General features: G+C 29.5%; 14 protein-coding genes, 8 tRNA genes and 1 other RNA gene. 15 read left to right on the top strand and 8 right to left on the bottom strand.

Annotation, left to right across the window (positions count from 1 at the left end; all coding sequences use genetic code 4):
* Positions 1 to 7: 7 nt before the first annotated feature.
* The 4 genes from cls (at position 8) to ABDB96_RS03675 (ending at position 10,024) form a co-directional block, all read left to right on the top strand.
* Positions 8 to 1,579 (top strand): cardiolipin synthase, encoded by a 1,572-nt coding sequence (cls, locus tag ABDB96_RS03690; RefSeq protein ID WP_343251428.1) that lies wholly within the window; start codon positions 8 to 10, stop codon positions 1,577 to 1,579.
* 484 nt (positions 1,580 to 2,063) lie between these two features.
* Positions 2,064 to 5,786: an Eco57I restriction-modification methylase domain-containing protein gene (locus tag ABDB96_RS03685; protein WP_343251427.1), complete on the top strand. Its 3,723-nt coding sequence runs from the start codon at positions 2,064 to 2,066 to the stop codon at positions 5,784 to 5,786.
* Positions 5,764 to 6,123, top strand: coding sequence for a hypothetical protein (locus ABDB96_RS03680; protein WP_343251426.1), 360 nt, complete (start codon positions 5,764 to 5,766; stop codon positions 6,121 to 6,123). The genes ABDB96_RS03685 and ABDB96_RS03680 overlap by 23 nt, the downstream gene beginning before the upstream one ends.
* Positions 6,124 to 6,691: 568 nt before the next feature.
* Entirely contained in the window at positions 6,692 to 10,024 is a 3,333-nt protein-coding gene (locus tag ABDB96_RS03675; RefSeq protein ID WP_343251425.1) for a DEAD/DEAH box helicase, read from the top strand.
* A gap of 1,650 nt (positions 10,025 to 11,674) precedes the next feature.
* Here ABDB96_RS03675 and ABDB96_RS03670 read toward each other — a convergent pair.
* Positions 11,675 to 11,968, bottom strand: coding sequence for a hypothetical protein (locus ABDB96_RS03670; RefSeq protein WP_343251424.1), 294 nt, complete (start codon positions 11,966 to 11,968; stop codon positions 11,675 to 11,677).
* A 1,124-nt stretch (positions 11,969 to 13,092) separates the two neighbouring features.
* On the opposite strand from ABDB96_RS03670, the gene ABDB96_RS03665 reads away from it, so the two are divergent.
* Positions 13,093 to 13,926 (top strand): coiled-coil domain-containing protein, encoded by an 834-nt coding sequence (locus ABDB96_RS03665; protein ID WP_343251423.1) that lies wholly within the window; start codon positions 13,093 to 13,095, stop codon positions 13,924 to 13,926.
* 1,256 nt (positions 13,927 to 15,182) lie between these two features.
* Positions 15,183 to 16,076, top strand: a complete 894-nt coding sequence (locus tag ABDB96_RS03660) for a hypothetical protein (RefSeq protein WP_343251422.1) — start codon at positions 15,183 to 15,185, stop codon at positions 16,074 to 16,076.
* 25 nt (positions 16,077 to 16,101) lie between these two features.
* On the opposite strand, the gene ABDB96_RS03655 is transcribed toward ABDB96_RS03660, so the two are convergent.
* Both ABDB96_RS03655 and ssrA read right to left on the bottom strand, forming a co-directional pair.
* Positions 16,102 to 16,935: a phosphotransferase gene (locus tag ABDB96_RS03655; protein WP_343251421.1), complete on the bottom strand. Its 834-nt coding sequence runs from the start codon at positions 16,933 to 16,935 to the stop codon at positions 16,102 to 16,104.
* Between the two features lie 246 nt (positions 16,936 to 17,181).
* Positions 17,182 to 17,583, bottom strand: a transfer-messenger RNA (tmRNA) gene (ssrA, locus tag ABDB96_RS03650).
* Between the two features lie 524 nt (positions 17,584 to 18,107).
* On the opposite strand from ssrA, the gene ABDB96_RS03645 reads away from it, so the two are divergent.
* The 9 genes from ABDB96_RS03645 to ABDB96_RS03605 all read left to right on the top strand — a co-directional run bounded on the left by ABDB96_RS03645 (position 18,108) and on the right by ABDB96_RS03605 (position 19,903).
* Entirely contained in the window at positions 18,108 to 18,923 is an 816-nt protein-coding gene (locus ABDB96_RS03645) for an aldo/keto reductase family protein (RefSeq protein ID WP_343251420.1), read from the top strand.
* Positions 18,924 to 19,101: 178 nt separating this feature from the next.
* A tRNA-Cys gene (locus tag ABDB96_RS03640) sits at positions 19,102 to 19,177 on the top strand.
* A gap of 68 nt (positions 19,178 to 19,245) precedes the next feature.
* A tRNA-Pro gene (locus ABDB96_RS03635) sits at positions 19,246 to 19,322 on the top strand.
* A gap of 4 nt (positions 19,323 to 19,326) precedes the next feature.
* Positions 19,327 to 19,403, top strand: a tRNA-Met gene (locus ABDB96_RS03630).
* A gap of 2 nt (positions 19,404 to 19,405) precedes the next feature.
* Positions 19,406 to 19,481: transfer RNA gene (locus ABDB96_RS03625), tRNA-Ile, on the top strand.
* Between the two features lie 54 nt (positions 19,482 to 19,535).
* A tRNA-Ser gene (locus ABDB96_RS03620) sits at positions 19,536 to 19,626 on the top strand.
* Positions 19,627 to 19,671: 45 nt separating this feature from the next.
* A tRNA-Met gene (locus ABDB96_RS03615) sits at positions 19,672 to 19,749 on the top strand.
* 1 nt (position 19,750) lies between these two features.
* Positions 19,751 to 19,824 (top strand) — tRNA-Asp (locus ABDB96_RS03610).
* A 3-nt stretch (positions 19,825 to 19,827) separates the two neighbouring features.
* Positions 19,828 to 19,903 (top strand) — tRNA-Phe (locus ABDB96_RS03605).
* 60 nt (positions 19,904 to 19,963) lie between these two features.
* Here ABDB96_RS03605 and ABDB96_RS03600 read toward each other — a convergent pair.
* The 5 genes from ABDB96_RS03600 to era are packed head-to-tail and all read right to left on the bottom strand — an operon-like array spanning position 19,964 to position 25,626.
* On the bottom strand, positions 19,964 to 20,629 hold the full coding sequence (locus tag ABDB96_RS03600) for a thiamine diphosphokinase (RefSeq protein ID WP_343251419.1): 666 nt from the start codon (positions 20,627 to 20,629) through the stop codon (positions 19,964 to 19,966).
* Between the two features lie 11 nt (positions 20,630 to 20,640).
* The gene (gene dnaG / locus ABDB96_RS03595; protein WP_343251418.1) at positions 20,641 to 22,563 is read right to left on the bottom strand and encodes a DNA primase; all 1,923 of its coding nucleotides are present in this window, start codon (positions 22,561 to 22,563) and stop codon (positions 20,641 to 20,643) included.
* Positions 22,564 to 22,568: 5 nt separating this feature from the next.
* On the bottom strand, positions 22,569 to 23,942 hold the full coding sequence (locus ABDB96_RS03590; RefSeq protein WP_343251417.1) for a glycine--tRNA ligase: 1,374 nt from the start codon (positions 23,940 to 23,942) through the stop codon (positions 22,569 to 22,571).
* 8 nt (positions 23,943 to 23,950) lie between these two features.
* Positions 23,951 to 24,724, bottom strand: a complete 774-nt coding sequence (gene recO / locus ABDB96_RS03585) for a DNA repair protein RecO (RefSeq protein ID WP_343251416.1) — start codon at positions 24,722 to 24,724, stop codon at positions 23,951 to 23,953.
* The gene (gene era, locus ABDB96_RS03580; RefSeq protein WP_343251415.1) at positions 24,715 to 25,626 is read right to left on the bottom strand and encodes a GTPase Era; all 912 of its coding nucleotides are present in this window, start codon (positions 25,624 to 25,626) and stop codon (positions 24,715 to 24,717) included. The genes recO and era overlap by 10 nt, the downstream gene beginning before the upstream one ends.
* Between the last annotated feature and the right edge of the window lie 15 nt (positions 25,627 to 25,641).

Raw genomic sequence — 25,641 nt, 5'->3', positions numbered from 1 at the left:
TGATTGCATGAATAAAAAGAAAGAAATTCTAATTTTAATTGCTGGGCTTTTCGCGATAATAGCAACAGTTGCCTTTGTGGTTACTGTTGCCATTTTTCGGGCGTGATTTTACATGACAATTGTCATTGCTGTTTTTTTTATCTTTCAAATCCTACTGGCCTTTTATTTACTAAATTCACGCCGCATTGTCAATGTCAAAATGTGCTGAATATTTGTGATTTTATCGTTACCTGTTTTTGGTTTCTTATTATTTGTTTTGTTTGGTATTAACCCCCTTTTACGTTTTAAAAGAAATGATTATTTAAACTACCAAGCCGCTTTTATCAAGCACGAAAACTTTGAATTTACCAAAAGGTTTTTAAAAAAAAGCGATCTTGACGAAAATACCAGACACATCTTTTCTTTTAGTGTTAATTCCGAACAGCGCCCCATTTATGAAAACAATGCGATCGAAGTTATTAAAAACCCGAAAGATTTATACGAAAAATCCTTGGCCTTAATTGAGCAAGCCAAGGATTTTATCCATTTACAATACTACATTATTTCCGACGGCGTTTGGTTAAGAAGTATTGCCAACGCTTTAATTAGAAAAGTTCGTGAAGGCGTGAAAATCCGCTTGATTTATGACTGGCTTGGTGCTTATAACCGCGGTGCTAATAAAATTATTAACACACTAAAAAAAGCGGGCGTTTTCGTTGGTGCATTTAATCCGGCAACGGTCACTAAATACACTTCAAAAACGAACTTTCGTTGCCACCGCAAGTGTTTGATTGTCGATAACAAACTAGCCCTTTATGGTGGCAGTAATATCGCTGATGAATACATCCGTTACGCCAAATGATTTAACAATTGGTACGATAGCAATGTCATCATTACCGGTCACATTGTGAACACTTTAAATTTAATTTTTTGTTTAGATTGGTTAAGTTATTGTGGTTTTTTAAAAAGCCAAATTGAAAAGGATGATCTATTTCATCATCCAGCAAACTATTTACAACTCCAAGAACCAGTTTTTTCACCCGAACAAAAAGCCATTGCCCAAATTATTGAATCCTCGCCAGGATACAACGAAAAAACCTTACACGATTTAATTGTTTCGATGTTTGCTAAAGCCAAATCGAAAATCATGATTATCACGCCTTACTTTGTGCCTACTGAAAGTATTTTAATTGCGTTAAGAACGGCCGCTTTATCAGGTGTTGATGTGCAAATAATTATGCCTGGCATGCCTGATGATAAAAGTTATATCTTAACCATGAACCGTTCCCATTATGAAAAATTACTTGATGCGAATATTAAAGTTTACGAATATCATGGTTTTATCCATTCGAAAATTATCTTAATTGATGATGATTTAACAATTACCAGTACTTTTAACTTGGATTTTCGTTCGTTTTTTATTAATTACGAAAGCGCTTTAATTGTTAAAAACCAAAAAACTCATGATGACTACCAAAATATTTTTGAACAATTAAAAATCCAAAGTGATCAGATTTCGCCAAATTATTTTTCGAATAAGCAAAAAAAGATCATTAAGTGAAAAATGGCTTTTATGAATATTTACCATCCTCTTTTGTAACTAAATGCCTAATCCTGTAAAAAAATCTTTTTTCGAAGTGATATATAGATTAATGTTAGGATCAGCACTATATTTTTTCTTTTGTTAACAAGCAATGATTGTGATTTTGAAGATATTACATTAAATTTTAGGATGATTAGTCAAATCCATTAAAAAGTGGAAGTTAATGCATATATTTTCTTGCGTTGATATTTTTAGGTTGTAAACACTAATTTTTTATTTATAAAGTGGTTTAGGTAATTTAGCGAACTTATTTTTAGTTTATTAAAACGAAATTTTAATTGAAATTATTAAGTTAACTAACTAGATGAAAAGTTATTAAAAAAACGCCTCTTGATTTTTAAAGTAATTATTAGTTTATGAAACTATGATAATTAATCTTATTGAAAATAAGCGTGTTTTTGTAAGTAAATTTTAACTATCATAAAACTGGTTATAATTGAAAAATTAAGTTAAAATTTTTAATAATTATTAGATTTATCGCATGTCACAACCCCAACAACTTGCTTTTATCGATACGCTAGAATATAAAGTAATTTACATCATGACAATTAATGATGCCAGCCATCTTGGTTGCGTGAAAATTGGTCAGACTACGTTAAATTCAAGCAAACAGCCCGATGAGTTAATTGCTAACTGTGATGAATTAAAAACAGTAGCTCGCAAACGCATTGACGAATATACGAAAACTGCTGCCATTTCTTATGATTTATTGCATACAGAATTAGCAATTAAAAAAACGAACCAAGGTTTAGTTGTTTTTCGTGATTATGATGTTCACCAGGTTTTGCAAAGAAGTGGTTTTCATAAAGTTAAACTAAAAAAAGATGCTTCTAACTCCGAATGGTTTCGGTGCGATTTGAAAACAGCAATTGCGGCAATTCAAGCTTGCAAGCAAAACCAATCCTCACTAGATAAAAATCATTGTATTGTTGCAAAAGATCGGGTTAGGTTTCGCGATGAACAAGAACAAGCCATTCAAAAAGCCCTGAAAACTTTTAAAAAAAGTGACCGGATGTTATGAAACGCAAAAATGCGTTTTGGCAAAACCCTATGTGCGTTAGAGTTAATTAAACGAAATCCCGAATTTAAGAAGGTAATTATCATTACTAACCGACCAGTTGTGAAAGATAGTTGATTTGAAGATTTTCACAAAATTTTTGCTAATGATGTAACCACGCATGCATACGGTTCAAAAACCTTTGGTTTAAATTATCACGATATTTTAAAAACCGACAAAAACATTGTTTATTTTGCTTCACTTCAAGATCTCAAGGGCTCAGCAGCAGTTGCTGAAAATAAAAAGGATAAAAATGAAGAATTATTTGCGATTGATTGAGATTTATTAGTTACTGATGAGGCCCATGAAGGAACGCTTACCGAGTTAGGTCAAAATGTCATCAAATTATTAACTAAGTCCGACCAAAACAAACCAAAGAAAACGAAAGTTTTAGAACTTTCAGGAACACCCTTTAATTTATTAGATGGGTATGAATCACATGAGATTTTTACCTGAGATTATATTGCTGAACAATCAGCAAAATACTTATGAAATCAAAATAATTTTGGAAAAACTAATCCCTATGAAGATTTGCCAAAAATGCATATTTATACTTACCATTTAGCAAATAAGTTCAGTTCTTATTTAGATTTAGAAGACAAAGCGTTTAGTTTTAAAGAGTTTTTTCGGACCAAAACTATCGAAGATGCAAATGATCATAATTTAAGTGATCTTGATGTTGGTGATTTTGTTCACAAAGTAGATGTCAATCATTTTTTGAATTTAATTGTTGCTGATCGCGAAACTGATAATTTTCCTTTTTCTAAAGATAAGTATCGTGAATATTTCCGGCATACCCTTTGAGTTTTGCCAGGTGTGAAAGAAGCGAAAGCATTAGCTGCATTAATGCGCTCACATCCAGTTTTTTCACAATTTGAAATTATTAATGTGGCTGGTGCTGGCGATGAAGAAATTGATCCAAATCAAGCTTTAAAAACGCTGCGTGAAAAAATGACAGATACTCCAGAACACACCCGAACCATTACGGTTACTTGTGGGCGATTAACAACCGGAGTAACTGTGCCGGCTTGAACGGCAGTTCTAATGTTATCTGGCGGCTATTCCACTAAGGCTTCCCAATACATGCAAACCATTTTTCGCGTTCAATCACCAGCTAATATTGGTGGTAAAACCAAACAAAATGCGTATGTCTTTGATTTTGCACCAGATCGTGCCTTGAAAATGATTGCTGATTTTGTTGATTATTCTAACCTTAGTGATCAAAAAATGGCATTTAAAAGTCCAATGGCAAGTGAAACACGATTACAAGAATTTCTAAATTACTGTCCAGTTATTAGCTTATCGAATTCAATGATGCGTGAATACAATGTGAATAAATTGATGCAAGAATTAAAAAAAGCCTATATTGATAAGGTTGTTCGCAGCGGGTTTGATAGTCTAAAATTATATAGTGACGAACTTTTTAAATTAAACAGTTCAGATTTAGAAAAATTTATTGATTTAAAACAATATACCAAGCACTTGCTTCCTAAAAATAAAAATACTTACATCATTAACCGTGAGGGTTTTGCGGGTAATGAAACCAATTACGATTTAATATCCAAACAAATATTAACGAAAAACGATGAATCAAATCAAGCAATTATTAAAGAAGAACTGAAAAACCGGCAATTTGCCATTTCCATTTTAAAAGCCATCTCAATTCGGATTCCCTTATTATTTTTCGGTAGTAATTTAAAGTTTGAAACAATTACCAGCGTTGACGATTTTGCTGATTTAATTGATGATGTGTCGTGAAAAGAATTTATGCCTGACGGAATTACCAAAGCAAAATTTAAAGACTTAGCTAAGTATTATGATCGCGATATTTTTATTGGTGCAGGCCAATCAATTCAACAACTTGCTAAAGCCGCTGACCACTTAGAACCATTAGCTAGAATTGAAAGAATTGTCGAAATTTTTAAAACGTTTAAAAATCCTGATCGCGAAACTGTTTTAACACCATGAAGTGTTGTTAACTTGCATTTAAAAACAACGATTGGCGGTTATAGTTTCTTTGATGAAAATGCCTTTGATCACGAGCAAGATCAGCCGGTTTTTGTGGATCAAGGTTTATTTTCTAAACAAACCGTTCTTAATCCACATGCAAAGTTTTTAGAAATCAATTCAAAGTCAGGCCTATACATGTTATACGTTGCATATTCGTTGTATGCTTTAAAAACTAATGCGTTAAATATTGCTGATTGCAATCTGGAAGCAAAATATGAACTTTGGGATGAGATTATTAGTAATAATCTTTTTATAATTAGTAAATCGCCAATGGCGTCACAAATTACTACAAGAACATTAGTTGGCTACCGGTCAGTTAAAATTAATATTCATGCTTTTGATGATTTAATTTCCCAGATGCAGCATAAAAAGGATAAACTTGTGAAGAAATTAACCAATCCAGAATTTTGAAAGAAAAAGGGGACAACGATCAAATTTGACGCAGTGATTGGTAATCCGCCATATCAAGGGATCAACCACCAACAAATTTATCCCCATTTTTATCTCACTTCATTAAAACTTGGCAAGATTGTTAGTTTAATTTTTCCCGTTGGCTGACAAGAACCAAAAAGTGCCAATGGTTTATCAGAAATTAATCGCTTGGAAATTAAAGCAGATAAACAAATTGTTTACATCGATAAATACCAGGGAATTTTTAAAAACATCGCTGGGGTTGAATGAGTCAATATTGTCTTGTGACAAAATGGTTATGACAACGGTTTATCTGGGAAACAATTAATTAAAATCCATGGTAAAAATCATGATGTCAAGAAATTACTTTGCAATCAGAATGAAATTATCAAACCGCAAGAAATTATTGATTTGGCTGAAATTGTTGGTAGTACCCCAGGATTTATCAGTTTACAAAAATTTACATCTCCACGAAAACCTTATGGCTTATCTACCGATGTTATTGGTAACGAAGCGAAGTATGGTTTACAAACCATGGATTTAAACCGAAAAAAAGATGATGATCTGATCGTTGTTGGTAAAAAGGGATCTAAACTGATTTTTCGTTATATCCGGCTTGACTGTCACCAAATCAAAGCAACGAAAACAAGAGATAAATATAAAGTTTTTGTTCCCTACGCATGAGGAGCAATGAACGAAACGGTTGGCTTGGGGGGGATTTGCTAAAATTTACATTGCTAAACCACAACAAATCTGTACCGAAACTTTTTTAGAATCTGGTTGCTTCGATACGCTTGAACAAGCAAAAATTCATGCCAAATTTTTGATGACCCAATTCTGCAGAGCGCTACTTTACCGAAATAAAAACTCCCAGCACAGTACAACGGCTTGAAAAGCGGTACCTTATTTAAAATATGATAATTTATGAATTGATAAAAGTGTGGCTGAAATTGATGATATTTTGTTTGCAAAATATGAAATTGCCAACACAATTAAGGCGTTTGTTATGAAAAATATTCAAAAGAAAGATAGTAGTAATATTATTGAAATTGTCGAAAATTAATTGTCGTTAAAAAAATAATAATCTTCATCTAATATTAAAGATTTATATAAACTAAACTTGAGCGACATTTCGATTTTTTACTAAAAATAAGATTCTAGATACTTCAATTCTTATTTTTTTATTTATGGTCGTTAAGTTGATCCGATAGTTTTTATATACATTCGTTCTAAAATTTATAAAACTAAATTATTTAGTTTTTTTTAAATTAAACAATAAAAAAACCAGCCCTATCGCTGGTGTGTTCGGCACAGAGGCTACTTATTCAGTAGCGAGTATCATACTTATGTAGTCTAATGATATTGTACCGGAGTACATGGTAATTATACCAATTTTTATTTTTTTTGTAAAAAATATTATCAAAAAATAATTTGATAATTTTTCAAATAGTAAGTTTTTTAACACAAAATGTTTTCTTTTTAGAGATTTAGCAAAAGTGTTAGCATTAATTTTTCCGTTGATTATTCTTAAAAATGCTATCAGCCTTGTATTGAATAATTATTGTTCTCAAGGCCTTATTTATATTAAAAAGTATAATTAAAATTAATCACTTAGATCATAATTGAATGATATGAAACAAGAAACTCCTGCCAGTAAAAAAGCAAAAGCCATCCAAGTTTTGGAATATCTGCGTACGCTCGAAGCGTTTTTGCCACAAAATTTGACCAATTTATCGGTTTTAAAAGACTATAATAAAACGACTTTGCCGAACGATCCAAGTCTTTTAAATGGATTAAAAATCACTTGTTTTTTACCTGATGTAATTTTAGGCAACGCCCTATTTTATTTACAAGAAAAGAAAATTATCAAAACTTCTTACACCGAAGAAACTAATCAAGAATTTGAATCCAAGGAAAAAATTACTGCTGGTTTTTTTAATGTGCATATTAAAAAAGATAAGGATTCTGGTTGTTATTTTTTGGAATTTCAAAAAAATAGCATTGAGTTAGCCCCGTTTTTTGTTGCCATTGTCGCCCTTGTTAATCATGATGACACAAGTGATATTAAAGCTAAAACAAAAAAATGAAATCTTTATTTTCGCGAGAGATATGGTCATGAGTTAGAAAAAATTGGTAAATATCCCCGCTCATTTGAAGCAATAAGCGAAGGGTTAAAACAATTACAAAAATTTTTATTGGAAGTAATTTGTAAAACCTTTAATTTTCATGATTTCTGAAAAAATGAAGTAAAGCAATTAGAACCAAAGTTTTTTATTGAAGATCACGATACTTGAGGGTTATCTTTTTGAAATTCTTTTTATCAAGAAGAGATTGATAAAGCCATTAAATACCTGCAATCATTAGAAGATGGCGTTAATGATAAATTAATTAATTTTTTATCAGATGCAGTATTAATTGCTGAACAAATCGGAACAAATGCAAACCCTAGTGATCAACAACTTGAATTTATTGTTAGATCAATGAATAAAATTTTGATTGATCGGGATGTGGAAAGTTTAAAAAAATTAACAAGTCCGAACATGATGACATTAGCTAAATGACCAAATATCAATCGCCCTTCTTTAATGCAGCAGGTTGCTATTAATGCAACTAAATTTAACCGAGTTAGTCATCGTCGTGATCAAAAGCCAAAAAATCCTCAAAACGAGCAAATTATTGCTGTAAACGGACCACCGGGAACTGGCAAAACAACATTATTAAAAGATGTTATTGCCGAACGAATTGTTGATCGAGCGATCAAATTGTGTAACTTTAGTTTGACTAAAAATGTACAAAATGGTCATGGCGATAAGATTGATTTAACAGGAATCATTTTGAATCAAAATCATGGCGTTCAATACAATTTTATTAGTTATCCACTTCCAAATTTTTTTAAAGAAGGTTGGATCGTGGTTTGTTCATCAAATAATAAAGCGGTTGAAAATATTTCGAAAGAATTACCCCTTGCACCAAACGTTTATTATGATGCTAATGTAAGTAGAACAAAAGCCCACATTAACGATTTTGACAATCGAATTAATGATGAAATCTACTATACGGATTTAGTTAATGTTCATTATAACTATGAAATCGATGCTTGGGGATTTTTGTCAATTCCTTTAGGTAAAAAAGCAAACATCAAAGGTTTAATCGAGACCTACAAGGCTTATTTTGAAAAAATTTTTGAAAATCATGATGATCGAAGCGATTTATTGAGACATCAATTTGAAGAATGTCGTGAAATGTTTTTGCAACAAAAGAATTTAGTTGAAAAATTAATTCAAAATGCTCAGCAAGACTTTGAAAAATTAAAAGAATTGGAGGCAATGATTACTACAAATCAAAAACTTGCTAACCAGCAGGGTTATAGTTGAGATTTAGAAGATGAAATAATTAAAATTAACGATTCCTTTTCAAAAATTGAAGGTGATTATGAACAATTAAAAATATCATATAAAGATGTTAATGAAAACTTGTTTAAAGCCATTAGTCAATTACCATTACTAAATAAATCACTATCATTTCTTCAAAAAATAAAAAGATTTTTCGGAAGCAAAGAACCTGAAATCATTAAACAACAGAACAAGATTATTAAAAACGCTCAAATTGCGGTTATTGATACTAAAAACATGCTAGAAAAAACTAAATTAGCATATGAAAACGCTAAAGGGCAACATAGTCATCTTCAACAAGCGTGGATGAATTTAACTAACTTAAAAAACAAATACTCCAATTTATTACCAGACGATCAGTTTTGAAACGGACTAATAAACCAACGTCAGCCTATTCAATTTAACGAAAATTCCCAAAAACAATGCCCATGAGTTAGTCGCGAGTTAGATATCGCTAGAGAAAAACTTTTTTTCTTAGCTTTAAAACTTCATAAAGCTTATGTAAAAACCAACAAGGAAATCACCAAAAACATTAAACTCCTTTTTTGCTTTTTAGAAAAACCGCAAGCCTTTAGTGAATATGAAGAGCATTGGCAAGCGATTGTTGAACGTGGTTGGCAGGCTTTATCATTTATTATTCCAGTGATGAGTACAACATTTGCATCAGTTGGCACTTTTTTAAAATATGTTCGTCCTAAAGAAATTGGTTTATTAATTATTGATGAAGCTGGACAAGCACCCGCATCAGCAGCTATCGGAGCCATCATTCGTGCTCAAGATGTGATCATCGTTGGTGACCCGATGCAAATTGAACCCATTACCAAAACGCCTAAAACTTTAATGCGTGAATTTCAATTAAATAGCAACATTAATCGTCTTTTTACTCTACCATTTTTATCTGTTCAACAATTAGCTGACGCATGTAGTCCGTATGTTGGTATCATTAATCACCAAATTGTGGGCTTACCATTAGTAGTTCACCGGCGTTGTGAAGAATTAATGTTCAATGTTAGCAACATGATTTCCTATTCAAACCGCATGTTTAGTGCAGTAAATGAACAAGGATTTGCTCGCTTTAATGAATCAATTTGGTATAACACAACAGAAGAACCTGAAGTTGACAGTCATTTTGTAAAACAAGAGGGTCGAAGCGTTTTAGAGTTAGTATCTAGGCATTTTAAAGCTGAAGATTTTTCAAGCGGAACCAAACAATTATATATTTTGTCACCCTTTAAAGATGTCATTGACAAACTTAAACGATTATTAATCGAAACCTTGCCAAAAAAATTATCTATTGACACTTCTGTATTAAAAAAATGATTAAAAACAAATGTCGGAACCGTTCACACTTTTCAAGGTAAAGATGCTCAAGAGGTGATCTTAGTACTAGGATGTGGATTAAAAAATTACAAAGGTGCTAGGTGAGCTTGCGAAAAGCCCAACCTTTTAAACGTTTCAATCACACGCGCAAGAAAGCGATTAGTCGTCTTAGGAAATAAATCGGTTTGATCAAATTTACCATATTTTAAAACTTTATATAAAGCCATGAAAAATGTTGATAATCCATACTAGAATAAAGATAAATTTTAATTGTTTTAAAGTCGTTAAATGAGTATTTTTAAAAACCTAAATGTATTTACATTTTTTAACCATTTATTTAATTTATATTTTTCACGAAGTATCGTATATTATTTTAGATATTTGTTTGGATAAAAGTAGCATTATAAAAATGGTATAAACACGAAATGATTTTTTGATTTTCAAATTAAAAAGCTATATTGTAAAAAAACTATTTCATACCTTTTTTTATTATTTTTAGTATTAACACTAATGGTTAACTTTGCTGTTTTTAAATGTTAGAAAATTGAAAATATTTTTAAAGTAATAAACAAGGAAAAATACACGATGTTGCGATTTAATTTAAAAAATATTGTTTTTGTTTCCGAATCTTAAACTATTGTTTTATCGTTTTGGCATATTTAATTTATAAAGGCCAAGTTGTAAAAAAATATTAAAAATACTACATACACACGCAACCATATTAGGTAGATAGTTTGATAGTAAAATGAACAAGACTAAAAAAATATTATTTTTTATCAAACTGTAAAATACTCTTTTAGAATAGAAGGCCTGTTCTAAGATGAGAAACAAATATGAGTAAAGCTAAATTAGTCAGATGCAATTTAGTTATCAATTTAATAAATGGTTTTAAAAGATTTTGCCTAAACTTTTTTAATCAAAAACAATTGTAATCGTGCATACAAAAAAAGAAATAAAAAGCAAAATTAAAGATCAATTTAATTTGGAATTCAATCGTTTTTAATACCAGGTTACACCCTTTTGTCATATCAAATATTCAAGTAGCATTACTTATCGCATTTGTTTTAGTTTGTGATAAAGTTTTTTTGATAATTAATCTTGTGAAATATTGCTATATATTTAATGTTTTAACCTACAATCTAGTGAATAATTTAATCATTTTTAATCTGTGCATTAATCTATCACAGTCGCTGATCTCCATTGGCGATTTTCCTTGTTTTTCTTTAAAATTATTAGCAAGTGCATTGGCTAGACCTTATACTTTCCATTAGCAAAATAATTTTTATTTTTTTGTTCTCAGCTATTGTAAAGCGTCGTCTTTTGCGACTTCAGAACACAATAACGGAATCATACTAACTAATAAAACTACTAATGCCAATTCAGTTAGTTAAATTTTATTATTATATTTATTGATTTAGATTAATCCCATAATATGATTCATTCATCGGAAATAAAAAAATCAAAAATTAAAGTCGAATTTTAAAAATAGCAAATTTACAAATAATTATGTCCTATACGCATAAAATATGCACACAATTGGATGATATAAGTTAAAAATACTTAAACTTTTTAAGGTTAATTCTAGGATGCGGAATAATTATATGTAAAATATCTGGTTTAAATAAATCTTTTGAACTATGGTTTAAGGAAATTTACTTTTATAAAAATTTACAAAAGAAGAACAATATAAATAGGTATTTGTTCGTAAGTAAAGTTATTTTATACAGAAATTAATATTTAAAATTAAAAAAATGTGATTAATTTGAAGTTTTAATTATTTCATATATAGTTACCATAATAAAGATAAATTTGAAATATTTAAAAATTAAAAAGCAACCACCCCCTTTTTTTGTCATAAGGATTTGCTTTTTTAAAAATAATGTGACTCTATTTTCTTGCTAATTAAAAGAAACTAGGTAAATTCTCAAGTATGTTATCGTTGTTACTTTTCATCATTGTGGAATTACCAGATCCGCCTGAAGGAGGGGTTCGATCTTCACCTTGACTAACTTCAGAACAGGCTGATGCAATGGCTCCTACTAATGGAACCGCTAATACCAATCCAGTTAATAAAAACTTCTTTTTAAATTTTTTCATTTCGATTCCTCTCCTGACATGACTCTTCACCAACAAATAAGGTTTGGATAAATTTCATGTTTTGTTTTTAAATGATGGAAATTTTTGTTTTTTTGTCAAGTAGTTTGTTTAAAAAGTCGTGCTTTTTGATGGAAAAACCTAAAAATTAAATTTTTTATAATCCAAAATTTTAGGATAACAAGAAAAAATATTCTATCTATTAATATAGAGGTTAAAAAAATAGCAAAAATGAAAAATTGCAGAATTTAACAAATTAATCATCATATGAAAGATTCTTTAAATTTTCTTTTGACAATATGATACAAATTAAAAATATTGATAATTTTTAAAATTAATTAGTTTGCAAAACAAACTAAACTAATTTACTAAAAAATATAATTTTCAAAATCGTTTTTAAGAAAGCGAAATATTAAAAATGTTGAAGGCAAATACCAATTTAGACTCGATTATAATAACCACACTAACCTGAAGCCATAGTAAAGTTCCAAATAAAATGAAATGGTTATACTTGATTTATTATTAATCATTAAATTTAAGCGATAAAATCAAACAACAACTGAAGGCGATAATTACTTCAAATTTTATTATTGTTAAAAATTTTCATAATTTGATATCTAATAAAATTTAATTGTGAATAGATTACTTTTACAATCTGTTTTACAACTATGAATTTAAAAACTAAATTTGAATAGATCAATGAAATTTAAAACATCAAAACATTTTTAAAATTTATTCAATAACTTTACAATTAATAAACTCTAGTTATTTAAGTTGTTTAACAATAATAAATATTGTTGATTTTTTTATTTCTTATTTGTTGAGTATGCAAAGTGTTAATCGTTTTTCTAATTTGATATCTTGTCTTCAAGTAACTTATGCAATTATTTACGATAATACATTTATGCTAAATTCTCTGGTGTCTCATCATTCTTATTAGAGAATTATGACCGCTTAAAAAGTTTAAAAAAATCTTTATTTATTAATCTAAATTGATGTAGTAAAAACTACATGCTTGCTGACAATTTCCATAATGATTTAGATTGGATAACTAGTAGTAATGCATCGTTATCAGTTTGAATGATAAATTTAGAATTATTTTACAAAATTGCAAATTCAAAAAAAGCAAAATAATTTATAATTAATTACGCTTGTTTTCAGCCATTAAAAACAAGAAAGTTCAATTTTAAAACTTTTTATTAGAAGTATCAAAAGAGGTAATTAGTATGGCTAAAAAAGATAATGATTCGAAATTTCAAAAATTGGTTCTTCAGCAACTAAAAGAGCTAACCGAAAACTCTAAAAAAACGAATCAAAGCATTCAGAGCATCAAAACCGAGTTAAAAAAAGAAATTGATAAAACCAACCAAAAGGTTGATAAACTAGACAAGAAAATTGATAACACTAAAATTGAGTTAAAAAAGGAAATTGACAGCAATAAAGTTGAATTGAAGAAAGAAATTGAAAAAACAAACCAAAAGGTTGATAAACTAGACAAGAAAATTGATAACACTAAAATTGAGTTAAAAAAGGAAATTGACAACAATAAAGTTGAATTGAAGAAAGAAATTGAAAAAACAAACCAAAAGGTTGATAAACTAGACAAGAAAATTGATAACACTAAAATTGAGTTAAAAAAGGAAATTGACAACAATAAAGTTGAATTGAAGAAAGAAATTGAAAAAACAAACCAAAAGGTTGATAAACTTGACCAAAAAGTTGATGATGGTAATGTTGCACTTAACGCTCGAATTGATTCGTACCATTTACCTACTGATCTCCCACCGCCACCACCACCAGTACAAAAACTTTACAAATTAATGAAAAATATTGTTGTAGTCCATATTGATACTTCTTGAAATCAACATAAGTTAGAACTATTAGTTAAGCAAATTTATCAAGATTTTGGTCATCTTAAAAAGAAGAAAGTTGGTTACGTTCAGTTTCGAGTAGAGGCTAATATGATTGAATTTGCTGAAAAATACTTAGAAAAAATAGAATTTAGTAAGGATTATCAATATTTGATTGATCAGGAAACTGATGAATCAAAGTGCATCTAAACAGTATCTAAAGATTCTTATTTTTTAAACTAATTTCCTACTTTTTGATACATATATTTAAATTTATATATTGCTTATTCATATTTATTAGTTTCATATACTTCTTTAATTTTTAAATTAAAGGTACATTGTTATCTAGCAAAAATATTCATCTCAAAATAATCATGTTAAATTTCAAAAATTGATTTTTAATCGATTAAATATAAATTTAATGATTTTTACAAATTAAAGCAAAAGTTGATAATGTTGATAAAAAATTAACAGTGATTTAAAATGGTTTAAATGCATGATAAATCATTCATTTTTATTAAAGTAATTATGAATATTAACTAAAAAGTAGTTTTTTTATTTTTAAAAAATGAAAATATATAAAATTAGAAATAAAGGTTTCATAGATTTTGAACTTTAAAAGTAATTAAAAAGTATTTAACTATTTTCATTTATCGAGTTATTTTTTAAATCTAGTTACGTTAATATTTTTAGTATGAGAATGTAGTAGGCCTTGGTTGTAACTCGAAATCAGTAGATAGATCAAAAAAATTTATTGTATTTTTTTAAAGTAATTTTCAACATAACAGCTCCCATCATCGCTTTCTGGAATGGCATATTGAAATCATGTAGGTTCTTAAAAGGATTTATGGAAGTTAACTTGTAATCATTTTTAATCAATCCAAACTAATTTTAGTAATAAAAATGATCTTTTTATTATTTAGCCACTAATATTTTGCTTTTCCTTTTTAATTAGATGATATTGTTTAGTTTGGTAAAAACCTAGTAACAGTTTTCTTAACTTTAGAAAAATCAAGCAAAGTTTGGTTATAAAAATAAAAAAAACCACCCTTGATGGTGGCGTGCTCGGTATAAAACCTTATCTTGGTGCGATACCGTACTTATGTAGTCAAGTGTCGTAGCGACACATAATAATTATACACAATTTATTTAAAATTTCACATTTTTTAAAAAAAATTTAAAAATTTTAATTTTTCCTATCAATAATTATTCAATTGTTGTTTTGTCAAAACCGATTATTTTTAAAGTTTTTAAAAATTTCTTTTAACAAATACAGGAAAACAATTTTTTTTATTTAAGGGTTTGAAAAAAACAAAGTTAAAAGTACAGAAAATTTAAAAATTCATTTTAATATTGACTGTGTTTTCGTCTGCTTTTTATCAAATTTAATTACTGTTCAAGTGAGTGATTAGATTTTTAAAAATAGATGATAATTGAAACCAAATTTTATCGATATTGGAGCGATAATGGTATCATCAACGAGCGTGACTGGATTTCTTAACAAATTAAAAATTGGTCAAAATTTTTACCTGTTTAAGAAATTAATAAAGGAAGAAAACATCATTGAAAATGGTGTTCAATTAATCAATCTTCAAGAAAGCATCTCGCCAATCATAATGGGTTTAACAGTCGATTATTTAACAAGATTATCATTAGGACAAAAAAAGGAAGAAGTATTCTTTGCTAGTCAATACGGTCGCGAATTACTCTGAATGAAAATTACGGCAGCATATCCAGGTCTTCTACTAAGTGATATGTCAAAGTATATTTTGGATGAAGAAACAACTTTTTTCAAACAATTGATTAATTACTATGACCAAAATTTCCTTCAAGTTGATAATTCATTATCGTTACAAAACGCCTTACTTGTTGCAAAACTATCGCATTATGATGCCATCGGTCGGGCTCTTTATACTGACATTTACCCAGAACAAACCACACTAGACGCATTAACTTATGATGTTATTGTGCAATTAGTTCAAAGAAATTTAGTAATTTTAAAAAAAGAAAATAATGTGGTTTGTAGCGTACATTTTACTCCTGATCATCTGCACCATCCTTTCAAAAAGATCATTAAATCAGGAGATGGCGATTTTTATGACGATGATTTTGTATGGGATTTAAAAGTTAGTTCAAAAAAGCCATCCAATAAAGATTTTATTCAATTAATGGTTTACTTTTTATTAGGATTAAATTCATCTTTACGTGTAAAGTTTAAAAAAATAAGTTACATTGGGATCATTAACCCAAGATTAAATAAAGTTTATAAAGTTGCAATTAAAGATATTCCTGTAGAATTATGGGATTTTGTTTGCAAAGCAATGGAATATGGTGAAGGATTTTTCGAACAAAATTACTAATTTTTTAATAAAAAGATTCTTCCATTTAATTTAACATTGGTTTTTCTTTAGTGATTACCGCATAATACTCTTGCATCAATTGTTTGACGTTATTTCGATATTTCAATATTAATGCATTTGGTTCTGGAAAAAAAGTTCACTGGTAAGCAAAACAAGTAGTTGCAAATAAAAATTCCAAAACAATATCTAATTTTAAATTTTTGAAGTGCTTAGAAATCAGGCTTTCTAAATTTGCCAGTGGGTATTCGATTTCTCTCAAAAAATTACATAAATCCCAATAACCATGATTTTTAGTTCCCCATTCAAAATCAAGAAAACTAACTTTTTTATCATCCCACACGAGGTTTGACGGGCGCAGATCATTATGACTAGCAATTAATGGTAGGTTTTGGTACTTTCGAATTATTTCATCATACTTTTGTCAAATATGCTCCAAGTTTTTGAAATCAGCTTTTTTTTGAAAACAGTAAAAATCACGTTCAGTCATTTTTTTGGAAATTTTTAATTTTTGTAAACTACGTAAGGATTTAGCAAACGCTTTCATGAATTTTTCACTACGGCATTCATTAATGGCAGGAATTCGACCTTCTACTCATTTTTTAATGGCATTACCAGTTTGATTGTCATAGTAAATAAAACCACCAAAATCCGCCATTGCTTTGAGAAATAATGATTCATTATTCCGGTTAATTTGATGATTACCAATCCGAACTTGAAATTTTTGGTTTTGTTGATTAACAACTAGATATGAAATGTTGGTAAAGCCCTCATTGATTAACTCCATGTACACAATTTGATTTTCGGTTTTATCCATGTGCTTGGTAAACATTTTTTTAGCAATTTCTTCGTGATTTTTCATATCATCCTTTAACTCTGGTATTAGATTTTAATTATATGTATTCAGACGATTATTGAAAGTTCTAATTAATAGTAAATAACTTTTTTTAAAAAATACAAAAATAAACAAATGGAATGGCTACCATTAGTTTATTTTTAATGATTTGTTTTTTGACGAAAACTTTTCAATTACTGATTATAACAAACTTTAAGGATATGGTCGGAATTGAACCAACGTTTTTTCAACCGATTTTGAACACATCCATCATGGTGGAGATGACGGGAGTCAAACCCGTTTCCACAATTAACTTTTCCACAGAGTCTACAGTTTAGTACGATAAGATTTTGATTCCCAGTTAAATTAGGCTATCGCACAACCATTAACTGGTAAGCCGAAAAGTTTAATTTTGATTTATCGGACGTCATCAAAACGAGTTACTGACTAATAAAACAAACTAGTTATGTAACGTTCACTAATTTGAGTGAAATTAAATCAACTTAAGCAGCGAATGCGAAGTTGTGGTTAATTTGTTGGTTGATAAGGAAATTTTGATCCAATTCAACCATTTGTTCGTCGTTATGTTTGTCGGTTAATTAAACCTTGAGCTATAAGGGGCATACCCCACTGCATCTATGGGTCTATCAATCATGTCGAAATCGTGACATCCCCATGACATTAATTATATGCAAATTACTCAAATCGTCAAGAAATTGCAAACCAATGATTTATGATCAAAATGTTTTTGTTGTTTCTAAATTATTTTTAAAATAGTTTTAAAATAGTGACAAATTTTACCGCCAGATTATTAATATGAGATTCGGTAGTTTTGCTTAATGATAGCAGTCATTCAGGAATTTTATTTAAGAACATTTTAAAAAATAAAAAGGTACTAAATATTTTCGATTCTTACTAAATAATTTGTCTTCACACTTTAGATAAGAGTTCACGCTCGATCCATGGTTAAATATAGGAACAAAAATTTTAATTAGAATCGTAAAAAAAATTTAAGTTTTTTTAATGTATAATTAATTAGTTTGCACAGCAAGGATTCGTAATTTTAATTTTTATTCTCATATTGTTTCTTTTATTTCAATATCGCAACTAGCGTTAGTTTCGGTTTGATTAATCAATAAAAAAGTTAATAATCATTCGTATCTTGTAAGTAAGGAAATTTTTAGGTGGTAATTTTAGTAATGAATAATCAAAAAATGCGTTTGGGTTTTGGGACATGAATGAATGTTTCGTCAACTAGTTTAGAACAATGTATCGCAGCAGCTTCTGAAGTTGGTTACAACTATATCGATACAGCACATATTTATGGTAACGAAAGTCAAATTGGTAAGGTTTTAAGTAAATTAAGAAAATCTAAAAAACCAGTTGATTTACCAATCCAGTCTAAAGTGTGAGTTAGTCAATTTAATGATGTGAAAAAAGCATTATCATCATCTTTAAAAAAATTAAATCAAACGAAAATTTGATCTTACTTGTTGCATCGGCCACATTTGGATATGAACAAAACAATCCAAGCCTGGAAGCAATTGATCAAATGCAAGGAATTAGGAATGGTTGAAAATATTGGCGTTAGTAATTTTGATAAAGATATGATTAAATTGCTTATTGCTAAGACTGGAGTTAAACCGTGGTGCAATCAAATTGAATTATCTGTAAACAATTTTCGTGAAGACCGTTTGGTATTTAATAATCAAGAAAAAATTGTGATTCAGGCCTGATCACCCTTAGGTGTCATTGAAAAAAACTTGAAAAATCCAATTTTAGTAAAACTTGCAAAAAAATATAAAAGTGATGTCCCGGGAATTTTAATTGCGTTTTTAAATAGTCAGAACATTCCCTTAATTGTTAAATCAAGTCAACCCGAACGGGTGATTTCTAATGTTAATGGTATGAAGATTAAATTAACCAAAACAGAAATCGCAACATTACGATCGTTAAATACTTATGAAAACAAAGCCCCAGAAACTTATTATGATCAGGCTTTAGAATTAAATTAGTCTTTGGGTGATCACTTCTATATAACAAAATAAAAGTGCGAAAAAACTCTATCAAAAAATATAAATACTTCCTTTTGATGTAAAGTGGATAAAAAATATTTTTTATAAATAATTAATGGTATAATCTATGAGGTTTATTACCTCAATAAGACTATATTTATATTTGCTTATTGTATGTGGTGCCTTGGCCAAGCGGTAAGGCGAGAAGCTGCAACCTTCTTATTGCGTCAGTTCGATTCTGACAGGCACCTCCATATGCACTGATCAGGAAGTTAGTTTTTTAGGTTCGATTCCTAAAGTAGTGCACCATTATTTATCATGTCGGGAAGTAGCTTAGCTTGGTAGAGCACTTGGTTTGGGACCAAGGGGTCGCAGGTTCAAATCCTGTTTTCCCGACCATAATGGCTGGGTACCTCAGTTGGTTAGAGGGCTCGGTTCATACCCGAGTTGTCGTGAGTTCGACTCTCACCCCAGCTACCATTGGATCTATAGCTCAATGGTTAGAGCCCCCGACTCATAATCGGTCTGTTACAGGTTCGAGTCCTGTTAGATCCACCAGTTAAATCTTAAACCTACATTTTACAGAAACGTAAATCGATTTTTGCGTTTTACGGAGGCTTACCCAAGTGGCTGAAGGGTTCGGTCTTGAAAACCGAGAGGTGCCTAACGGTACGCGGGGGTTCGAATCCCTCAGCCTCCGCCATTTATTAAAAAAATTATTGAAAGCTTAAGTTTGCTTTCAAGTTATCGCGGGATAGAGCAGTTCGGTTAGCTCGTCAGGCTCATAATCTGAAGGTCGGTGGTTCAAATCCATCTCCCGCAACCATGGTTCCGTAGTGTAATGCTAACATATCTCCCTGTCACGGAGGGGTCGCGGGTTGGATTCCCGTCGGAACCGCCAGACGGCCTTGTAGCTCAGTCGGTAGAGCAACGGTCTGAAGAACCGTGTGTCGGCAGTTCAATTCTGCCCGAGGCCACCATTAGTCCTATTATTATCAACTAATGCATTACTGCATTAGTTTTTTTATTGTTTCATTGCGTTAAATCAGGTCTTTTGACTGAATTAATGCAATAACGCCAGAATCAAAACTAAATTCACCTGATGCTAAGGTAAATTCATTACTGGATAAACAGGTCATCTTATCAAATGACCAATTTTTTGTTTGGTATTTAAAACCGTCTTTAATTGATAAGTTTTTTACTGGTGTTAATGTTAAAAAGCCTACATATTTCATTTTCGTATTTTGTGTAACAATTCATTCACCGGGTAAAAAAAACTGCACGAAATTTTGCTTGTCAATAAAAATCGTTTTACTAATAATCTCGTGATACTTTGGATTAGCTAAAGTAACTAAGTTTGATAAATATTGATCTAGTCTTCCACCACTTCATCCAAAAACCCGAATCATAAAGATTTTTTGATTTAATAAGTAATTTAAAGCAATTTGAAAATCGGTTTCTTTTTTCGCTGTTGGACACTGGTAGATTTCTTTAACTTTTAGTTTGAGTTTTTCTAATAACTCGTTTGGTATTGAATCAAAATCTCCAAAAACAACTCGGGGCGTGATTTGGTAATGATCTAAAGTTCGATTACCACCATCAATGCCAATTCAAGTAATATCGTGATCTTGTTTGTAAATTGTTAAATCAGGAACATGAGCTAGTGGTCCGTTAGCAACTAAATGGTAAGTATTTTGGTTTTTCATTGTTAATCTTGTTAAGAAAAGTAAGAATTATATTTTTCGAAAAGGCAATTAATATATTTTTTGGTTGCTTGAAAATTCTTATAATTTTCTAAATAGTTACTAGAACTTTCTGGATCATTTGGGTTCAAATTTAAGGTTAATTGTAACAGTTCTCTAGTGTTGGCATTAATCATAATTGTATAAATCAGTTTATACATGTCTTTTTTGTCATATTCTTGATCTTTCTGTAATTTAAAGTTTCATATAGCCTTTTTAAATAAGCTTTTAAGGATATCGATGTTAATCTTGTGTGAATTTTCTGTTTGGTTGATTAAATTTTCAAATTCATGTCATGTAATGTGTTCTTTTTCCAAATAGAAAACTTTTAATTTGACTAATAATTTGCTGAAAAAACCATTAGAAAAAATAAATTGTGAAAAGTTATCAAAATCGTCGATCGCTTTTTTGTGAAAGTAAAAAAGTGTTACTAATTTAATTTCATCCATAAATATTTGGTTTGTGATATTTTGAAAAACCTTAATCGTTTTTAAAGTGTTAGTTTTGTCAAAATGATTTTGATTAACGGGAAAACTATCAATGGCATCAGTGGTTTGTGAAACTGATGGTTCTTTTGCAACTTGATCAATATTAATTTCATGTAATTTATTTAACAGATCATCATAATTTAAGTTTAATGAAGATGCTAAAGTTTTCACATACTCGTTTTGAATTAGTTTGTCAGCATATTTTTTGATTTCAACCAACACTTTAGTAGCAGTATTTAAAATTTCGGATGGTGTTGGGTTTTTGACATTCTTCTTTCAGATTTCGATTAAATAAGTGAAATAATCAACATGACTACTAATAATTTCAATGACTTTTTTTGGCTCACAATTATTTACTAAATCATCACAATCTTTGTATTGGGCTGCAAATGGCTTAACAATTTTAAAATTAATTTTATTTACCAGTAATGTTTTAGCAATACTTATGGTGGCGTTAATTCCTGCATTATCATTGTCTAAGCATAGGATTATTTCTTTTAAATTTCGCGTGCGTTTTAAGGTTTCTAAATGGGATTGACTTAAATTAACCCCCATCAAAGCAATGCAATTTTTAATATTTACACGATGCAACGCGATTACATCTAAGTAGCCTTCGCAAACGTAAAGATTAGTTAAATTATCAAGATTTGCCGCCCGGTAATAGTTGTATAAAATATTTTCCTTCTGGAAAATCGGAGTCGAGCCAGTGTTTAAGTATTTGGTAGGTTCGACTTCAGATATTGTTCTTCCCGAAAAACCAACCAAATTACCCTTATTGTCGCGAATTGGAAAAATGATCCGATTAATAAAAAAATCTTTATTGTCATCTAGCGGATTAATTAAACCAATATATTTCATTTCACTAGGTGAAATACTGGCTTGTTTTTGAATTTCACTTAAAAAAAGGATTAAAGCATTTTTTTTATTCGTGGCGTAGCCAATTTCGAACTGTTCTAATATTGCTGATGAAAGGTGACGTTTTTTTAAGTAAGCATTGGCTTCGACTTCGTTTTTATTTCATAAATTAATTTTGAAAAAACGTAAAGCAAGTTCGTTGATTTCGTAATATTTTTGGTATTTTTCAAAATTTTGATCAGTGTGCTTTAACCTTTTTAATAAAGATTCATCAACATTAACAATTTGAGCAACTTCTTGTACCGCTTGCATGAAAGATATTGTTTTGAAATCTTTTACAAATTTAAAAACATCGCCTTTAGTATTGCACGAAAAGCAGTTAAATAATTGTTTTTTTGGCGACACCGATAACGAAGCGTGCTGATCGTTGTGAAAAGGACATAGGGCAATGTAGCTGTTTCCCTTTTTTTCAAGTTTTAAATAATGACCAATAACATTAACAATATCAGCTTGAGATTTAATCGCTATTAAAATGTCAAAATTTTTATTATTCATACTTTTTACTTAAGTTTTTCCGCCAAAGTTTTCGTTAAATCCTTTAAGAAAATTCTGGTTTGTTTCATACTATCACGTTCTCTAATTGTGATTTTTTGTTCGGAAATTGTTTCAAAATCAACAGTTACACAAAACGGTGTACCGATTGCATCCATGCGTCGATAACGTTTGCCGATGCTACCACTGGTATCAAAAATAACCCGGAAACCATTATCTAACAACTCTTGATAAATTGCTTTTGCATTCTCGTTTAATTTGTTAACTAAAGGAAAAACGGCAACTTGATAAGGTGCTAAATAACTTGGTATTCTTAATACTTCTCGAAAATTATTTTCCTCGATTTTTTCAAGTTCATAACTATTACAAATTAATGCATAAAATAACCGTTCAATCCCAACTGATGGTTCAATCACTCACGGAATAAATTCCGTATTTTTTTGTGAATCTAAATAAGTCATGCTTTTACCAGAAAATTTCTGGTGTACTGATAAATCGTAATCACTGCGGTTTGCTAATCCCCATAATTCGCTAAAACCATGAGGAAAAGCAAATTGAAAATCAATCGTTTTTTTAGAATAATGGGATAATTCATTTGCAGGATGCTCATGAATTTTTTTATTTTCTGGCTTAAATTTTAAAACGTTTGTTAGGAATTTTTCGATTTCATTTTTAAAAAAATCAAAATGAGTTGCAGCATCTAATTCCGTTGTAAAAAACTCAATTTCCATTTGCTCAAATTCGCGAGTTCTAAAAATAAAATTTCCCGGTGTAATTTCATTTCGAAAAGCCTTACCAATTTGGGCCACGCCAAAAGGTATTTTCAACCGTTGCGAGCGAAGAATGTTTTTAAAATTAATAAAAATTCCTTGAGCTGTTTCTGGGCGTAAGTATAGCGTGCTTAATTGATCTTCAGTAACGCCTTGAAAAGTTTTAAACATTAGATTGAATTGTCGCACATTGGTTCAATTAAACTGGTTACAAGTAGGGCATGCCAAATGATTTGTTTCGATTATTTTTTTAAATTCATCATGACTAGTATTTTCAGCAACATTAATTTTTAATTTTTCACTAATTAATTTATCAACCCGAAAGCGACTTTGACAATTTTTACAATCGATTAATGGATCAGAAAAATTACCAAGGTGTCCTGACGCTTTTCAAACTTCAGGATTTAAAATTATTGAACTATCAACTAGTACCATATTTGGTTTAGAAAAAACAAAATGTTTTAACAATTCTTGTTTTAAATTATTTTTTAATAACGAACCTAAAGGCCCATAATCTCACGAATTGGCTAAACCATTATAAATTTCACTAGAAGCGTAAACAAAACCATAATTTTTTAAATAATTAATGATGGTATCTTGAGAATGTTTCATTTGTTTTATTACTCTTTTTCTTTAATGAACTTAAAGACTTTCGACATTTCTGAATCAGCGTTTCTGCTTATATCATATTTTTTTAAACTATTAAAAATAATACCAATATTTTCTTCAACAACATATTTTAAAAATTGTAAAAAATAAAATTCAATTCCTGATCGATAAGAAGGTTTATTTTTTGTTTTTTTAGAAATGTAATTAATCATGTCTAAAATATTTGGGTCTACTTTAAATTTACTTGCGATGCTAGAATGATTACAATCTGAACAATACCCGTATAATAAATTTTTATCCAAGGCATTAATATGCTGTTTATGACACAAATTGCATTCGTTGTAATTAAAATAGATGCCATTAACTTTTAATAGTTGAATTAGTAATGTTGCAGTTAAAAACCAGTCTTTTGTTTCCTTTTTTAAAAGAATGTTGATTGTTGCCTGGTATAGAAAAAAAGTTTTTTGTGAAATGTGGACAGTTTTATTAACATATTCATTAACTAAATTAAAGGAAACATATTCGTGTAATTCTCACGGAATCGGATTAATAACGACCGTTTTTTTTAATTTACCGACTTTTCCTTGTTCGCGGGCTTGAAAAAATTCAATTTGATTGTAATTACCAACTTGTAAATTTCTGCCATTTTTTGACATAATTTTTTTCACTCCCAAAGCTAAAACATGGTGACGTTGTCCATTTTCAGTTAAAAAACTAACAACTTGGTCAAAAAGCATATAATCAGTTAGTTTAATAATGTAACAATTTGAAATTGTTAACGCCATTTTTTATAACCAAGCGATTTAATTAAAAAGTCATTATTGCGTCAATTTTTTTCCACTTTACAAAATAATTTTAAGTTAATTTTACAATCAAATAAATTTAATAGTTCTAAACGAGTTTGTGTCCCGATTTGTTTAATTTTACATCCTTGCTTGCCGATAATTATTTTTTTTTGACCATCTTTTTCAACAACAATATTGGCATCAATGTGAAAGATGTTTTTAATCTCATCGTATTTTTTTGATTCAATTGTTACGGCGACTGCATGGGGAACTTCTTGGTAAGTGTGCATCATAATTTGTTCACGAATTATTTCGCTGATTACAAAGTTATCATTATTTGCTTCGTGTGCTACTAAATCTTTTTCATTAACGTTTTCTAATTCATTTTTTATAGTTTCAAAATGTAAAACAATTTTATCTAACAAAACGGATAGATCATCGTTTAAAAAATTCAATTCTAAGGTTTCAAATGGATCTAAAATCTCTTGCAGATCTTTCTTTAATTTACTGAACTTATTTGGATTTTGTAACAAATCTATTTTGCTGTAAATTAAAAAAATTTTTAGATTTTTAATTCCCTTTATTTTATTGATTAATTCTTGTAATTCGTTAGTAATATCTTGCATGCAATCCACAACTAAAACGACAAGTTCTGATTGTTTAAATGAATAAACTACTTCGCTATTTAAAAATAAATCTAATTTATTAATTGGTTTATGGAAACCAGGGGTATCGTAAATTTTTAACAAAAATTCTTGATGATGAAGGTAAAAGTTAGTGGCATTTCTAGTTGTTTGGGGTAATTTTGAAACAATTGCTACTTTTTTTTTCATTAATTTATTTAATAGCGTTGATTTACCAACATTGGGACAACCAGCAATTGTAAGATTGATTAAATACATAATATATTCCCTTGA

The organism is Mycoplasma amphoriforme A39 (assembly GCA_000723365.1).
In the GTDB taxonomy this organism is placed as follows: Bacteria; Bacillota_I; Bacilli_A; order Mycoplasmatales; family Mycoplasmoidaceae; genus Mycoplasmoides; species Mycoplasmoides amphoriforme.
This window is presented reverse-complemented; position numbering and strand designations above follow the sequence as displayed.